Genomic DNA, 16,310 nt, shown 5'->3' on the forward strand with positions numbered 1-16,310 from the left:
GCGGTGAGCGCCCACTAACGCTGTGGGGGCTCTTGTGCGATTGTGTAGAGCCGATGGGTGAGATCGAAAGTCGTGGCCGCGTCCTGCTGCGCCCGATGGGTAGGGGAGGAGGGCAACCCACAGTGTGCCGCGAGGTTCGCCAACGTATAACGCCCCACGGCCTCCCGGGGGATGAGCTCTCGAGCGGTTGCGGCCGTGCACAACGCTTGCGGGAGGCACTGCTCCGTCAAAGCCCGTGCCGCATCCGCGCGCCCCAGGCGAGCGTATTCCGCCGCGAGGAAGCCGACGTCGAACTTCACGTTGTGCCCCACGAGCGTCCTATTCAATACCTGGGGTAGGAGATCCTGAGCGACCTCGGCAAAAGTGGGTGAGTTGGCGACATCATCGTCTCTAAGCCCGTTGATGTTGCTGGATTCCGCAGGAATGCTGCACTCGGGGTTGAGGAGGCAGTGGAACCTCCCCACGATGCTTCCATGCTGTACGGGAAGGACAGCGATCTCGATGATTCTATCCGTGGCAGGCTCCAGCCCGGTGGTTTCCAGGTCCACCACCGCACAGCGTTCCAACGCTGCTGCCAACGCAGCCTCAAGGCGCGGGCGCGGGTTCACCGACGAGCCATCATCACGATTGCAGCCGGGTTGAGTATTAGCCGGGGGAGTGCTCATAGCTAAGGAGTCTAGGCGCGCTCCCGGACAAGCCCGTTCTTTGGCTGAGCAGCAGGTGTTCGATGTCCGGTTTTCTTCCCTCCAAACCGTGTTTCCAGCGCCAAAAAAGCACCCAATATAAAGAGATGTGAGCAAGATCACATTGCTGGAACTTCGCCGCTATGCCTGCGGTGCTGGCGCCAGCAGTCGAGCGGTATTGCAAATGCAAGAACGCAGGTAGCGGGGTTATTACGGTTTGGTAACTTTTGTGTGTTCGCGGGGTGAAGTTCCCAGGTCGGTGCCCTTGGTTGGCATGGAAACAGAAGAATTTTCACAAACTTTGGCCGTTTCAGTGGACAGGGCTTGTGATCGTTTCGTAATCTTTCCGTGATCTTAAAGCAGAGGGCAGCCGCCCCGCCGGTAAACATCCGGAGAAAAGAAACCGAATAAGAACTCCTCTCAAGGGGAGTAGCGAAAGGCAAGAATTTCTATGGGTAAGCACCGTAAGCAGGGCAACACCGTCCGCAACGCAGTCGCATTCGCAGCAGCAGGCGCAGGCCTCGCAGCCCTGGCTCCGGCCACCGCCACCGCCGCGCCGATCACCGTCCCGGACACCGACTTCTCCGTCGAGGCGCCGGACCACATCGCCAAGCAGGTGCAGCCGCACATCGATAACGCTCACCGCCAGGCAGTGAACGCAGGCCTCATTAAGCAGGCTCAGGTTCCAACCAAGGGTGCGAAGAAGGCTGCCCCTGCTAAGGCACACGTCAGCATCGGCCAGAAGATCGCCGACTACGCTATGAGCAAGGTCGGCGCCCCGTACGCCTGGGGTGCCGCTGGCCCGAACGCCTTCGACTGCTCCGGTCTGACCAGCTGGGCCTACAAGCAGGTCGGCAAGAACATCCCGCGTACCTCCCAGTCTCAGGCTGGCGGCGGCAAGCCGGTCGCCATCAAGGATCTGCGCCCGGGCGACATCGTCTCCTACTACGGTGGCGCATCCCACGTTGCTATCTACATCGGCAAGGGCAAGGTCGTCCACGCCGTCAACTCCGGCACCCCGGTTCAGGTCAACGACCTCAACTACATGCCGGTCAACAACGCAGTGCGCTTCTAAGCTTTCAGGCGCTCGATTGCCCGCCGGAGTGGCCCAGAATGCCGCCTCCGGCGGGTTTCTTGTTTCCTTCAGTTAACTCTTGGGGCTAACGAGGCCTGGCGTTACTGCGCTGCAGCTCAGCCCTCCGAAATGGCTACTCATTGCGAGCCAACTGTGGCATAATCACAAGTTGGTTGTTCCGCTGGGTTTCGGTTCGCCGCAGCAGGTTTCAGCCCAAGCCAACACGGCTGCACGATCCCCCTGAAAACCCGGCTTGTGGCCGTGACGACCCCGTGAACGGCCCGTACATCCGCCCCCACACTGTGGCTCTTCGAAGCAAAGGTTTGGAAAAAATCTTGTCTAAGCAGAAATTCACCCTCGGGACTAGTGTTTGCGCTGCTGTACTCACCGCCGCGACGATCCTGCCGACCGCGCCAATCGCGCAGGCCGACCCCGCCGCGTCGACCCGAGACAACGGAGCCAACCAGGCGGACACGAAGAAGGACAAGAAGAAGCTCAGCGAGTTCGACGCCACCCAGGCTGACGTCGACCGTCTGCTCAAGAGCCCCGCGCCGAAGGACGTCGACGGCCTGATCAAGCGCCTCGAAAAGATCTCCCGCACCGCGGCGGTCACCAGCGACCTCGTGGAGTCCACCAAGGGGCGCATCGCCAAGCAGAACGAGGCCCTGGACAAGGCCAACCGCGACGTCCGCGCCGCCAAGGCCCAGCTCGACAAGACGCAGAAGAAGGTCGACGCCTCCCGCGCCTCCGTCTCCGAGATGTCCCGCTCCGCCTACCGTGGCGCGAGCGTGGACCCGGTCTCCGCGATCGCCGGCGCATCCGGTCCGGCCGCGGCCATGGATCGCTCCGCATACCTGACCGCCCTGACCCGCGACGCGCAGTCCCGCATGGACGCCGTCACCCAGGACCAGCAGGACGCCCACGCCGCCCGCTCCAAGGCGCTGCGCACCAAGGCCCAGGCCGACCACCGACTCAACGAGCTGCGCTACCAGGAGAAGAAGCTCAACGAGCGCACCGAGGACCTGGACCGGCTCAAGGCCGAGGTCAAGACCATCGTCGATGGCTTCTCCCCGGAGGACCGCCGCCGCTGGGTCGACCGCAACGGCCCCATCGACGTCGACGTCGACGAGTTCCTCGGCAAGCTGAAGAAGTCCGCCAAGGGTGCGGCGAAGGGCAATTACGCCGGCGCCGTCGCCGCGGCGATGAGCAAGCTCGGCGCCCCGTACAGCTGGGGCGCCACCGGTCCGGACGCCTTCGACTGCTCCGGCCTGATGGTCTGGGCTTATCAGCAGATCGGCAAGTCCATCCCGCGCACCTCCCAGGCCCAGCTCTCCGGCGGCCAGAGCGTGAGCACCTCCGACCTCCAGCCAGGCGATATCGTCGCTTACTACCCGGGTGCGACCCACGTGGGCATGTACATTGGCGACGGCCAGCTCGTCCACGCCTCCGACTACGGCATCCCGGTCCAGGTTGTTCCGGTCGATTCCATGCCGATCGTCGGCGCCGTCCGCTACTAGCAGGTCCCACCCGGCGTGCCGGAGCAGCAGAACAACGGCGTCCCAGCCCCGCGGGTTCTCGTCGTCACCAACGACTTCCCACCGACCCTCGGGGGCATCCAGACCTATATTCGCGACTACCTCAACGCGCTGGTCACCCACGCCGGGATCCCCGCGGAGAACATCGTGGTCTTCGCCTCCACCCAGGACGCCGACGCGGCCGCCGAGTTCGACGCCGCTGTCGACTACCACGTCGTACGGTGGCCCCGGAAGATCATGCTGCCGACCCCGCAGGTCGCCCGCCGCATGCGGCAGCTCATCCGCGAGTACCGCATCGACACCGTGTGGTTCGGTGCAGCAGCCCCACTCGCTGCGATGGCTCCCAGCGCCCGTTCCGCTGGGGCAACGCGGGTCGTGGCCTCCACCCATGGCCACGAGGTTGGCTGGTCCATGTTCCCCGGCGCCCGTGCCGTGCTCCGCTATATCGGCCGGCACGTGGACACTCTCACCTTCGTCTCCCGCTACGTGCGTGGGCGCATCGCCGGGGTTTTCGGCCCCGATGTGGCGTGGGAACCCATGCCCGGCGGCGTGGATGCCGCAAGCTTCACCCCGGATGAGCAGGTCCGGCAACGCCTCCGCCGACGCGTGGGCGTTGAGGAAAAGAAAGTCATCGTCGCGGTCAGCAGGGTCGTTCCCAGGAAAGGGCAGGACACCCTCGTGGCAGCGATGCCGCAGATCCTGCGGGAGGTCCCGGATGCCCACCTCGTGATCGTCGGCCCTGGCGATTACGCAACGAAGCTCCAGCGGCGTGCCGAGGCACTCCACGTCGCCCAGCACGTGACCTTCACCGGGCCGGTGCAGCCAGAGGATCTTGCGGGCTACTACAGCCTCGGGGACATCTTTGCCCTGCCGGTGCGCACCCAGGGCGGTGGGCTCTCCGTCGAAGGGCTGGGCATCGTCTTCCTCGAAGCACAAGCCGCCGGCCGGGCCACCGTGGCCGGCGATGGTGGGGGAGCACCCGAGACCGTCATCAACGGAGTCACCGGCGAGATCGTGAACGGGCGTGACACCGCCGCCGTCGCCTCCTGCCTCAGCGCACTACTCAACGACCCGGAACGCGCCGCAAACCTGGCCGCAGCTGGGCAGGAGCGCGTCGCGGAGGCCTGGGACTGGCGCGTTCTCGCCCAGCAACTGGAGTACGTCCTGAGGGGTGACCAGCAGCCACGGCGGCGCACACCACCCCGCCACAGTTGGAATTCCCCGGTCAATAAGAAGTAAGTTCTATAAAGACCTCAACTCGCCAGCCGCGCGACACGATCGCCGCAACCTCAACCGAGGGGCGAGAACCACGGCGAATACCGGTGCTACGGGGCACCGGTATTTCCACGCCTGAATCGAGAAAGGTTGCCGGTGCACAACCAGGAAGCACCAGCTGAACACCCACAGCTGACGATCGGTATGGACATCGGAGGCACGAACCTCCGCGCGGCAGTCATCGACGCCGAAGGCACGATCGTCGACCTCGAAAAACTCCCCACACCATCCGAAGCCCCGGCGCTGGAGGACACCATCGTCCGCGTCGTCGACACGCTGTGCGCCCGACACCCGCAGATCGGTGCGGTGGGCCTCGCGATCGCGGGTTTCCTGGCCCCGGACCTGCGCACCGTCCGTTTCGCGCCCCACCTGCCCTGGGAGGACGTCGACGTCGTCGCCCGACTGGAAAACCGCATCAAGTTGCCCATCGTCGTGGAACACGACGCCAACGCCGCCGCCATCGGGGAACACCACCGTGGCGTGGCACAGGGGGTCGGCACGTGGGCGCTGTTCGCCATTGGCACCGGGGTGGGTGGCGCGCTCATGCACAACGGCGAGCTGTACCGGGGCTCCTTCGGCACCGCGCCCGAATTCGGCCACATCACGGTGGTGCCCGGCGGGCGGTCCTGCCCCTGCGGCAAGCGAGGCTGCCTGGAGCGCTACTGCTCCGGCTCCGCGCTGCAGCTGGCCGCCCATGACCGCATTGCGGAGCGGGCCTACCCGGAATCCGTGCTCTTCACCCGATTCCACCGGCAACCGGAGGAGATCTCCGGCCGACACATCGTCAAGGCTGCCCGCGATGGGGACAAGCTGGGCCTTGAGATCCTCCGGGACGTCGGGGAGTGGCTCGGCCGTGGCCTGGCGATGGTGCAGGACATCCTGGACCCAGAGCTCATCGTCCTGGGCGGGGGAGTGAGCGCCGACGCCGACCTCTTCCTAGAAACCGCCCGGGCAGAAATGGCGAAAAACATCGTCGGCCAAGGTCGCCGGCCCCTAGCCCGCGTCGTTCCCGCGGAACTGGGTGGGGACGCCGGTATGATTGGCGTGGCTCTACTCGCAGCGCAGGCGCTGGATTAAAGAAGTTATAGCCCTGGGCAGCCCGGGCCGCGCGGCGTGCGGCCAAACACGATCGGGGCTTCAAAGCTCGAGGCGAACTCTAGGAAGGCAAGACTTTTCCAATGCGGAACCGGACTTACTGGTGGTTGAAGCACGTCTTCATCGGGCCGTGGCTGTGGATCTACAACCGGCCATTCACCCGCGGGCTGGATAAGCCCCCAGTGGACGGGCCGGTGATCTTCGCCTCCAACCACCTCGCTGTGATGGACTCCTTCTACTTCCCGCTGGTGAACAAACGCCAGCTGACCTTCCTGGCGAAGAAGGAATACTTCACCACCCCAGGCCTGGTCGGCGCGATCCAGCGCTGGTTCTTCTCCTCGGTGGGGCAGGTGCCGATCGACCGCGCCGACAAGGGGTCCCAGGAGGCCGCCCTGCAGACCGCGCTGCGGGTGCTGGAGAAGGGGGACGCGCTGGGCATGTACCCGGAGGGCACCCGCTCGCCGGACGGTCGCCTCTACCGTGGCAAGACCGGCATGGCTCGCATCGCGCTGGAGTCCGGCGTGAAGGTCTATCCGGTGGCGATGATCAACACGAATAAGGTCAACCCGATCGGCTCCTGGATCCCGCGGCCCTACCGCTGCGGCGTGATCGTGGGCGACCCGATCGACCCCGCCGAGTTCAAGGATGCCGGGGATGATTACCAGCAGGCTCGTGCGCTGACCGACCGGGTCATGGAAGAGCTCGCCAAGCTCAGCGGCCAGGAGTACGTGAAGGATTTCTACGCCGCGGACGTGAAAAACTCCCTCGCTGCAGGTCAGGGCTACCCGGAGGGTTCCGCTCCGGGCGAGGGCGTGGTGTACTCTTAAAAAACGTTAAGAAGTCGCGCTTCGATAAGGGGCTTGCCGGCCACGGATCCACACCGGGGCAGGGCAGAGCCCCATTGGCATAGAGGAGCAAACATCAAGACGAGCAGTGAGCAGACCGCGGACGCGACCGCGGCGAGCAGCGCGTCGGCGCCGGCCTCGACGCCGCGCAAGGCGAGCCGCGTCGAGTGGGCGGATACCGCGAAGGGTCTGTCGATCATCGGCGTGTGCCTGATGCACGTCGTCACGGCGGTTCCGGATGGCACCAGCACACCGCTGGGGATGCTGTCCTCCTTCCTTGACCCGCTGCGCATGCCGCTGTTCTTCCTCGTCTCCGGGCTCTTCGCCCACCGCGTGCTGGAGCGCACGCTGGGGGACCTGTGGTACCGCCGCCTGTGGTTTCTGCTCGTTCCCTATCTGGTCTTCACCCCCTTCCAGGCGCTGATCCGACTCAACATGGCGGGCAATGCCGACCTGCCCCACCTGATCCAGGCGATCCTGTTCGGCGATCCTGGGCTGTGGTTCCTCTACACGCTGATGGTTTACAACATCGTCGCGTGGTTGTTGCGTCGCCAGCCCGCCGTCGTGGCCCTGGCGCTCTCTTTCGTTCCCATCTGTGCAGGCATGATGACCGGCTGGGTGCAGACCCAGAGCTTCCGCCAGGCCTTCATCTACATGCCGATCTTCTTTGCCGGCCTGCACTTCCGCACGTGGTTCTTTGCCCTGGCCAATAAGGCCGGCAACGCGGCGGTCATCCTCGGCACCTTCGGCATCTTCGTGGCCTGGGAGTTCGTGTACCGCTACATGGAGGCGGTGGTCTTCGAAGGCTGGGATATCGTCATTTCCAGCCAGAACGCATTCCTGGCGCTCATCCGCACCTTCACCGCTGTGCCGTTCGGCGTGGTGCTGGCCGTGTGGCTGAGCAACACCCCGCTGGTCAGCCGCTTCCTGACCTTTGTCGGAGCCAACACCCTGCCGATCTACGTCAGTCACCATGCGATGGTGTGGCTGTTTATGGACGTCGGCGCCCGCGGCCTGGCCGATAGTGACCCGGAGCGCTTCGGGTTCCTTACTGAGACTTATCCGTTCATGCTCATCGGCTTCGCTGCTTGCCTGTTCGCCGGGACCCTGTTCTACAACGTCGGCAAGGTGCCGGTGCTCAAGTGGATTCTTTATCCGCCGGCTTTGCCCCGGGCGGGCGCTACCCGGTTACACTCGACGGCGGAACAACGCTCCACGCCGCGCCAGCAGTGCGCAAGCTCCACCCAAACGCGAAGCTAGAAAGCAGTAGCAGTGCGCTATTTTTATGACACCGAGTTCATCGAAAACGGTCGCACCATCGACCTGATCTCCATCGGTGTTGTCGCGGAGGACGGTCGCGAGTTCTACGCGATCTCCACGGAATTCGACGCGGGGGCGGCCGGCCCATGGGTCAAGCGCAACGTGCTGCCGCTGCTGCCGCCACGCTCCCACGCGGCCTGGATGAGCCGCGCGCAGATGCGCGACCAGCTCTACGACTTCCTCCTGCCGCCCGGCACGACCCGCCGCGACTGGCCCGAACTGTGGGCCTGGCTGGGGGCGTACGACCACGTGGCGCTCGCGCAGCTGTGGGGGGATATGACCAAGCTGCCCCGCGAGATTCCACACTTCACCCGCGAGCTGCGCCAGCTGTGGGAGATGGCGGGTAAACCGCAACTGCCGGAGGCCCCATCTAAGGCCCACGACGCGTTGGTGGATGCCCGTTTCAACGCCGTGAAGTACCGGCTGAGCATGGCTGCGCTGAATAAACGCACTTAACGCGCAGCGCAGGGGTAATTTCGGGTATAGTTTTAGGCATGTCTTGGACTATTGACCTCCCCATCGATGAGATGCCCGACCTCCCGCCGCTGCCGGACGATATCGCAGCGGAGTTTGACCAGGTTTTTGCTCGTGATGCCAAGCAGCAGCCGAGCTGGGACAAGGATCACGCTTATCGTGTCCGGAGGATTCTCGAGTCCGTCCCGCCGATCGTCGTCGCCCCGGAGATCCGTCGCCTGCGCAAGCAGCTCGCCGACGTCGCACTGGGCAAGGCCTTCCTGCTGCAGGGCGGTGACTGCGCCGAGACCTTCGAGTCCAACACCGAGCCGCACATCCGCGGCAACATCAAGACCCTCCTGCAGATGGCGGTCGTCCTGACCTACGGGGCGTCCACCCCCGTGGTGAAGATGGCCCGCATCGCTGGCCAGTACGCGAAGCCGCGCTCCGCCGACCGCGACGCCAACGGCCTGCTGAACTACCGCGGCGACCTCGTCAACGGCCACGAGGCCACCGAGGAAGCCCGCGCCCACGACCCGTCCCGCATGGTGCGCGCCTACGCGAACTCCTCGGCGACCATGAACCTCATCCGCGCCCTGACTGGCTCGGGCACCGCGGACCTGTACAAGCTGCACGAGTGGAACCGCGAATTCGTCGCCAACTCCCCGGCGGGCGCCCGCTACGAGGCCCTGGCCCAGGAGATCGACCGCGGCCTGGAGTTCATGAGCGCCTGTGGCGTGACCTCCTCCACCCTGCACACCGCGGACATCTACGCCTCCCACGAGGCCCTCGTCCTGGACTACGAGCGCGGCATGCTGCGCCTGGCCCACGACGAAGAGGGCAGGGACGTGCTCTACAACCTCTCCGCCCACCAGGTGTGGATCGGCGAGCGCACCCGCGGGCTGGACGACGCCCACATCCACTTCGCCTCCCTGATCGGTAACCCGGTCGGAGTGAAGATCGGGCCGACGACCACCCCAGAGGAGGCCGTCCAGTACGTCCACCGCCTCGACCCGCACAACGATCCGGGCCGACTGACGCTGATCACCCGCATGGGCTACGACAAGATCCGCGACGTCCTGCCGCCGATCGTGGAGGCCGTGGAGGCCACCGGACACAAGGTCATCTGGCAGACCGACCCAATGCACGGCAACACCTACACCAGCTCCAATGGCTACAAGACCCGCGACTTCGACCGCATCATCGACGAGGTCCAGGGCTTCTTCGAGGTCCACCGCGCCCTTGGCTCCCACCCGGGCGGTGTGCACGTGGAGCTCACCGGCGACGACGTCACCGAGGTCGTCGGCGGCGGCCAGTCCATCACCGACGTGGACCTGCCGAAGCGCTACGACACCACCGTCGACCCGCGCATGAACACCCAGCAGTCCCTGGAGCTGGCGTTCCTCGTCGCGGAGATGCTCCGCAACTAGGCTGCTGCCCCTGTAGCCAGCGCCGGACCGCACCGGTCCCGCAGCGCAACGCAACCCCGGCGGAAGGAGTTATTCCTTCCCCGGGGTTATTTCGTGCCCAGCCGATTGCGTGGGGTCGGTTGATTGAGGGCCGGTTGCCCAGCCGGTTGTGCAGGGTGCACGGCAGCGATAGCCATCCAGGGTGTCAGGCGGGGGCGGTGGGGAGACCGCAGTGGAGCTAACCCGAGCGCCCCAGCGGAGCCTAGAAGGTCGAAATCCGCACCGTGTCGCCCTTCTGCGCCTTCCGACCGGTGTTCGGCGACTGGCTCCACACCAGGCCGTCCTCCGAGCCCGAAATCTCGACCTCGAAGCCCGCGTCTTCCAGCTTCTCCCGGGCCTTCTCCGCCCGCATCCCCAACACGAAGGGGACCGACTCGGCGTTGGAGACCTTGAACTTCACCTGCGTGTCCCGGGACGGGTCGACGACCGTGCCCGCTTCCGGTGACTGGGAGGCGACGTCGCCGCCGGAGACGTCCTCGTCAAAAACCTCGCCATCATCGACCGGGTCCAGACCCGCATCGCGCAGCTCGGCGATGGCCTCAGACTTGCTCAGCCCCGTGATGTCCGGGACCTCCGTGGCATTGTTGACCACGATGGTGACCTCGGACTTGCTCGGCACCTCCGTGCCCTTCGAGGGCGTGGTGCGCAGGACGGTGCCCGGGTCGGCGTCGGGGTCGAACTCCTTGATCGTCCTGCCCACCTTCAGACCGGCGGATTCCAGGGTCTTCTTCGCCCGGTCCAGCTTCTGACCCGCCACACCTGGAACCCGGACCGGTTTTGGCCCGCGGGAGACGTGGATCGTCACCGTGGACCCGGTGCGGACCTCGCTGCCGGGAGAGGGGGACACCTCGGCGACGGTGCCCTTCTTGGCGTCGTCGGAGTAGACCTCCTCGCCGATCTCGGCGACGAGGGTGCGGGACGTCAGCTTGGCGGAATAGGTCTCCGCCGTATCCGTCTCACCAGGGATCGGGACGGTCGGCGCCCCGAGGCTGACGAGCACCGAAACCTGGCTTCCCTTCGGTGCCCGTTCACCAAAAGGGGGATCGGTCCCCATCACTTTCTTCGCCGGGTGGTCGTCGGAGAATTGCTCATCCACCTGGGAGACGAAGCCTGCGTCCTCCACCTTGACGACCGCCGCCTCTCGGTCGAGGCCGACGACCGAAGGGATCTGGCCGTAGCGGCCGGAGGTCAGCCACCAGCCGCCGAGCCCGATGGCGATCACCAGCGCGGTGATGATCGCGGTCCACAGCAAACCCTTGATCGTGGAGCGGTTGCTGAGCTTCTTTGTCGGCGCCGGTGGGGGCGCGGGGCGGTGTTCGGGCGCTGGGTAGCCTGCGGACTGCTGCGCTGGGTAACCCGCTGGAGCAGCGGGGTAGTACTGCGGCTCCGCGTAGCCCGGCGCCTGCCCATACCCCTGGGGCTGGGCTGGCTCGGCCCACTGCTCGCCGGGCTCAGCCCATTGATGGCCTGGGTCTGCCCACTGGTCATAGCCCTGATCGGCTTCGGCGGGGGAGTAATCCCCGTAGGGGTCGACCAGTGCGGTCTCCGACGTCTCGTGAGCCTGGTCCTGAGCCGCGTAGTGGGTCTCCGCCGTGTCCCCGGCTTCATCGGTACCCGCTGCGGGGTCGAGCGTGACCGCACGGGTGGACATCGCCTCGTCGTCCCAGGCCAGGCGGTCTGTGAAACTCGAGCCTGCCAGGGCGTGCTGCACGGCGGAATCCGCGGGGACGGGCACCCGGAATGCCGGAAGCTGGAGTTCCGCGGCGGTCTGGCGGACCGCGGCGAGGAACTCAGAACCGTCCGCGAAACGATCCTCCGGTGCCCGCTGGCAGGCCCGCAGCACCAGGTCGTCGATCTCCGGCGGCACGCCGTCGATGATCTCGGAGGGGGCGGGGACATCCTGGGTGAGCCGGCTCAGCGCCGTCTCGACGGGGCTGCCACCGCTGAAGGGGGTCTCGCCGGTCAGCAGCTCGTAGAGCAGCACCCCGGCGGAATAGACATCGGAGGCCGCACCCAGGGACTGGCCCTGAACCTGTTCCGGGGAAAGGTAAGCGACGGTGCCGATGACCTGCCCGGTGGCTGAGGTGCGCGCCGCCTCACCCGAGCCCGTCGCAACCGCGCGGACCAGCCCGAAGTCCGCGAGCTTGACCTGGTGATTGGCGCTGATCAGCACGTTATCCGGCTTGATGTCTCGGTGGATCATGCCCGTGGTGTGGGCAACCGATAGGGCGGTGAGCACCGGCTCCATGACCGAGAGCGCTGCGTGCGGTGGCATCGGGCCACGCTCCCGGAGCAGCTCCCGTAGAGAACCGCCGTCTACGAGCTCCATGACGAGGAAGACGAACGGGCCATCCTCGCCCTGGTCGAAGACGTTGACCAGATCCGGGTGCGTGAGCTTTGCGACAGCCCGCGCTTCCCGCTCGAAGCGGGTGCGGAAGGTCGGATCGGTCGCGAGCTCCGGGTTCATGATTTTCACCGCGACCTCACGGTCCAGGCGAGTGTCCACGGCGTGGTAGACCGTCGACATTCCGCCCTTGGCGATCTTGGCGCCCAGGTGGTAGCGGTCGTCGAGGTAGCTGCCGGGTTGCGGTTCCATCACTTTTACTGCCGATAATCCTTGCTTATTTTTTCTTACGCTCTTCCCCGTTGTCCATCTGTGCCCGCTACGTAGGCCATTGGGCCGTGCGCAGGGCACCGCACGCAGGGGAGGGGCGGGTCGGGTTCACACCGTGCCGAGCCGGGGCGCAGGAGGCGCCCGAAAGGCTCAAGCGTGCCTTGAAGGTGTCAACGATTCTAGCCTGTCACAGTCGAATACAATGGCAGCCATGAGCAACTCCACACAGCCGGACCCGCAGTCTTCCCACCCAGAAGCCACCCCAGCAGCCAAAAGCCGCTCCGATCGCGGCCGCGTGACCAGCGGCGTGTTGCAGGAGGCCGCGGGCGGCCTGCCCGCGGGCGAGGTGCTGCTGAGCATCCCTGAAGCTGCCGAGCGCATGGGGGTGGGGCAGAGCAAGATCCTGGATCTGGTGCAGAAGAAAAAGATCCTCGACACCAAGATCGACGGCGTGCGCTACCTCCCCGCCCGCTTCTTCGACGACGACGGCCAGGTCACCCGCTTCCTCCCCGGGGTGGTTGCCCTCCTTCTCGACGGCGGCTACCAGCCCGCGGAGATCCTGGAGTACCTTTTTACCGAGGACGACTCCCTGCCTGGTCGGCCGGTTGATGCGCTGCACGGGCACTTGGCTCGTGAGGTTCGCCGCCGGGCGCAGGCGATGGCTCTGATTTAGCGGCCTTCGGCCACGGCTCGGCCTGCTCTTCCGGCATGCCGGGCGCGAAGCCCAGGGTGGCGCGCAGCGCGAACCACATCACCACGCCGATGGCGATGACCCACCACAGAACGTAGAGGCGGTTGTTGCCACCGCCGTCGAACATGAAGCACAGCACCGCGCTCAACCAGGCCACGATGAAGACCGCCCGGCGGTCACGTATGCACACACCCACGATCACCAGCGGGGCGACGTAGTACCAGGGCAGCACCACCGAGTTGAACACGCAGGTCACCGCGTAGGCCAGGGTCGCACCCAGCAGGGCGCGGCGGACGTCGTGACGGAAGAGCCACCACACCACGACCAGACCGATCAGCATGATGACCATCGAGATCGGCCGAAAGATTCCGATCAGGACGTTGAACCCGATGTCGTCGTTGATGTGGGAGATGAAGGGCTCCAGGGTGCTGGCCAGCATCGTGGGGGCGGCCAGCGGGTTGATCACCTTCGAGTTGCCGGACATCTCCGCGATCCAGCCCCAGGTCTGCCCCGAGGCCCAGGTGATGGCGAACATCACGGCCACGACCACCGCCACGGAGCTGATCCCCGTCCACAGCAAGGTGACGAAACGGGCGGCAGTTTCCTTGAACCAGCCACGGGGCGCGGGCCCAGCGATGCGGGCGACGGCGATCCAAATTAGGAAGGGCAAGGCGATCGCGGCGGTGGCCTTCAACGCCACGCCAGTGGCGATCAGCACGCTGCCCAGCAGTAGCCCGGCGACCGGTCGCAGCCGCAGGCTCGCCAGAATGCCGAGCATCACGAGCGCCATCATCATCGACTCGGTGTGCAGTCCGCCGATGAGATGCACGATCACCAGGGGATTGGCCACGCCCAGCCACACCGCCAGGTCGGGGTCACTGCCGAGTTCGGCGGCCAGGCGGCGCACCACCCAGATCAGGGCCACGAAGGCCACGAGGGTCAGAAACTTGAATACGAAGATCCCGGCGGTGACGTTATCCCCGGTGATCGTGGTGACCCCCTTGCCCAGCCACAGATGGCCGGGGCCGTAGGGGGTGGTGGTGTTACGCCAGTCGGCAGAGACCTCGTAGAGCATCGGGCCCGGGTTGGCCGCCGCACCCACCCGGTAGGCATCCAGCCCCTCCTTCGCCAGCGCCCCCTGCATCAAATAGGAGTAAATATCGCGGCTCATCAACGGTGCAGCCAGCACCATCGGCCCGACCCACGCGGCGATCGCGCGCTGTGGCAAGGAGCGCCCGCCCCGGAGCACGAGCCCGCCGACGATCGCCCAACTGAGCACCAGCAGCGCAATACCCACCCACAGCACGACGGAGAAGATCCCCGCCATGTGCCCGAAGGTCAGCCAATCCAGGCCGAGGGCTTGCATGATGCCGCCGCGTTCGCGGGTAGCGCCCACCGTGTAGGAACACAGCGTGAGAACCACCGAGCCGATCAGCCCCATGCGGATCGCGCTGCTCATACTGTGGGCCCGCAACCACGCGGTGGGGCGGGCGACGACGGGGTGCTCAGTGAAAGGTCGGCTGGTCGCCGCGGACTTATCCCGCGACTCCTGCAACTGCGTGCTCATCGGATGGAGCCTCCACCAATAATTCTGCGTGCTGCCAAAGAACCAGAGAGCAGCGTGGTCGGCACACCCACACCCGGGGTGGTGGAGGAGCCAGCCAGAATCACGTTCTCCAGGCCCGCCACCGGATAATTCCGGGGCCTAAAGGGGCCGGTCTGTGCGACGGTGTGGGCCAGCCCGAACGGCGAGCCCCCGCCATGGCCCTGCTGCTGCCAGAACACAGGGGTATCGATCCGGGCCACCGACAGGTGATCCCGCAGACCAGTGAAGCCGCGACCCTCCAGAACCCCCAGCAATTCCTGGACGTAGTTCTCGGCGATCGCCTCCCAATCCAGGCCCGCCCGGTCCAGGTTCGGCACCGGGGCGAGGACGCTCACCGGCTCGACCGTGTGACCATCTTCGGTGCGGACGAGCCGCTCAGGGATCGTGACCGCCGGGCGGGTCAGTAGCAGCGATGGGTCCGACATCAGCCCCGCCCGACCGCGCGAGGCGGTGAGCTCGGCGAAGGTTTCGTTCCACGCCTCGCCGAAGCTGATGTTGTGGTGGTAGCCGCCCTCGTCTGCGCCCGGCCATGCGGCGGTGACGTCCACCGGGATACTGCCGTGCACCACGACTGCGGAGGGGGACCAATTCGGCTTTCGTCCCGCCAGCCGTGCCGGGGAGTCCAGTAGTTCCTCCACGACGGGCAGGTCCGCAGTGACGACGACGGCATCCGCGGCCAGCTGCTCGCCGTCAGCGGTTCGGATCCCCGTGGCACGCGCACCATCATGGATGATGCGCTCCACCCGGGTGTTGCAGCGCAGCACCCCGCCGGCTAGGCGGAAGGCCCTGGTCAAGACCTCAGGCAGGTCCCCCATGCCGAAACGCGGGTAAAACACACCCATGGTCGTGTCCATGTGGGAGATCACCCCATAGACCGCGCGGGCCTTCGCCGGGGCCACGCCGGCGTAGAGGGCCTGGAAGCTGAACACCCGGGCCAGCTCTTCGTCCCCCAGGTGGCGGGAGGCGCGCTTACCCAGACTGCCGAACGCCCCGAGCTCCACGAGATCCGCCATGTCATTGGCGGTGGCGGGGGTCGCTACGGCGTCGAGGAGGGAATCGAAATCCGCGCCGATGAAGGACTCGAAGGAAGCATCGAAGATCCCGCCGATCCACTGGCGGTGCTGGCGGTATCCCCGGGCAAGCCGGTCGACATCCGCGCTGTCGGCGCCGTACTTCCCGGCGGCGAAGCGGCGCACCTCGTGCTCCATGGTGTCGCCGTCCGAGTAAACATCCAGCTCGCGGCCACTGGCGAACATCGCGTGATAGGCCGGGCGCAACTTGCGGTAACCCCAGCCAACGTCCTCGGCACTCACCCCCAGGTGCAGCAGGAGGTTATCCACCAGATCCGGCATCGTCAGCACCGTCGCCCCGGTGTCGGCGTAGAACTCGCCGTGGTCGCTGCGCAGCTGTTCCGTACGGCAGCGGCCCCCGACCTCGGGATTCGCCTCAACCAGCGTCACCTGCTTGCCAGCAGCCTGCAGCCGGCACGCAGCCGCCAAACCGGATAGCCCCGCACCCACGACAACCACGGATTCGACATCCCCGGGGACCCGATCGCGGGTCGTTGGGCGGGTGGTCGGAACCACCATCCGGCGCGTGGCCGCGAGTACCTGGCGAGGGGAGGGGATCGCGCTAAAAATCGGCATGCC

The 16,310-nt window shown here is 66.1% G+C and carries 13 protein-coding genes; 9 read left to right on the forward strand and 4 right to left on the reverse strand.

What is annotated here, in order from left to right:
• Window positions 1-14: 14 nt before the first annotated feature.
• A complete protein-coding gene (locus QP413_RS00415) occupies window positions 15-665 on the reverse strand; it encodes a PolC-type DNA polymerase III (protein WP_284780036.1) in 651 nt (216 codons plus the stop codon).
• A 469-nt stretch (window positions 666-1,134) separates the two neighbouring features.
• Here QP413_RS00415 and QP413_RS00420 point away from each other — a divergent pair, with 469 nt between their 5' ends.
• The 8 genes from QP413_RS00420 (at window position 1,135) to QP413_RS00455 (ending at window position 9,711) form a co-directional block, all read left to right on the forward strand.
• Entirely contained in the window at window positions 1,135-1,758 is a 624-nt protein-coding gene (locus QP413_RS00420; protein WP_070757971.1) for a C40 family peptidase, read from the forward strand.
• A 335-nt stretch (window positions 1,759-2,093) separates the two neighbouring features.
• The gene (locus QP413_RS00425; RefSeq protein WP_284757822.1) at window positions 2,094-3,275 is read left to right on the forward strand and encodes an NlpC/P60 family protein; all 1,182 of its coding nucleotides are present in this window, start codon (window positions 2,094-2,096) and stop codon (window positions 3,273-3,275) included.
• A gap of 15 nt (window positions 3,276-3,290) precedes the next feature.
• Window positions 3,291-4,532, forward strand: a complete 1,242-nt coding sequence (locus QP413_RS00430) for a glycosyltransferase family 4 protein (RefSeq protein WP_284780038.1) — start codon at window positions 3,291-3,293, stop codon at window positions 4,530-4,532.
• A 132-nt stretch (window positions 4,533-4,664) separates the two neighbouring features.
• Window positions 4,665-5,645: an ROK family protein gene (locus QP413_RS00435; protein WP_284780039.1), complete on the forward strand. Its 981-nt coding sequence runs from the start codon at window positions 4,665-4,667 to the stop codon at window positions 5,643-5,645.
• A 101-nt stretch (window positions 5,646-5,746) separates the two neighbouring features.
• Entirely contained in the window at window positions 5,747-6,490 is a 744-nt protein-coding gene (locus QP413_RS00440) for a 1-acyl-sn-glycerol-3-phosphate acyltransferase (protein WP_284757819.1), read from the forward strand.
• 33 nt (window positions 6,491-6,523) lie between these two features.
• On the forward strand, window positions 6,524-7,768 hold the full coding sequence (locus tag QP413_RS00445; RefSeq protein ID WP_284780041.1) for an acyltransferase family protein: 1,245 nt from the start codon (window positions 6,524-6,526) through the stop codon (window positions 7,766-7,768).
• A gap of 12 nt (window positions 7,769-7,780) precedes the next feature.
• Window positions 7,781-8,284: a polyadenylate-specific 3'-exoribonuclease AS gene (locus tag QP413_RS00450; RefSeq protein WP_284757817.1), complete on the forward strand. Its 504-nt coding sequence runs from the start codon at window positions 7,781-7,783 to the stop codon at window positions 8,282-8,284.
• Window positions 8,285-8,322: 38 nt separating this feature from the next.
• Window positions 8,323-9,711, forward strand: coding sequence for a class II 3-deoxy-7-phosphoheptulonate synthase (locus tag QP413_RS00455; protein ID WP_070757981.1), 1,389 nt, complete (start codon window positions 8,323-8,325; stop codon window positions 9,709-9,711).
• Window positions 9,712-9,952: 241 nt separating this feature from the next.
• On the opposite strand, the gene QP413_RS00460 is transcribed toward QP413_RS00455, so the two are convergent.
• On the reverse strand, window positions 9,953-12,346 hold the full coding sequence (locus tag QP413_RS00460) for a PASTA domain-containing protein (protein WP_284780151.1): 2,394 nt from the start codon (window positions 12,344-12,346) through the stop codon (window positions 9,953-9,955).
• A gap of 229 nt (window positions 12,347-12,575) precedes the next feature.
• Between QP413_RS00460 and QP413_RS00465 the strand changes: the two genes are divergently transcribed.
• The gene (locus tag QP413_RS00465) at window positions 12,576-13,037 is read left to right on the forward strand and encodes an Rv2175c family DNA-binding protein (RefSeq protein WP_284780044.1); all 462 of its coding nucleotides are present in this window, start codon (window positions 12,576-12,578) and stop codon (window positions 13,035-13,037) included.
• Here QP413_RS00465 and QP413_RS00470 read toward each other — a convergent pair.
• Both QP413_RS00470 and crtI read right to left on the reverse strand, forming a co-directional pair.
• Complete coding sequence (locus tag QP413_RS00470; protein WP_284780046.1) at window positions 12,937-14,622, reverse strand: alpha-(1->6)-mannopyranosyltransferase A; 1,686 nt, start codon at window positions 14,620-14,622, stop codon at window positions 12,937-12,939. The genes QP413_RS00465 and QP413_RS00470 overlap by 101 nt on opposite strands.
• Window positions 14,619-16,307 (reverse strand): phytoene desaturase family protein, encoded by a 1,689-nt coding sequence (crtI, locus tag QP413_RS00475; protein ID WP_284780048.1) that lies wholly within the window; start codon window positions 16,305-16,307, stop codon window positions 14,619-14,621. Before crtI ends, QP413_RS00470 begins: the two co-directional genes overlap by 4 nt.
• Window positions 16,308-16,310: the final 3 nt, after the last annotated feature.

This window comes from Corynebacterium sp. UMB4614, assembly GCF_030217065.1.
In the GTDB taxonomy this organism is placed as follows: domain Bacteria; phylum Actinomycetota; class Actinomycetes; order Mycobacteriales; family Mycobacteriaceae; genus Corynebacterium.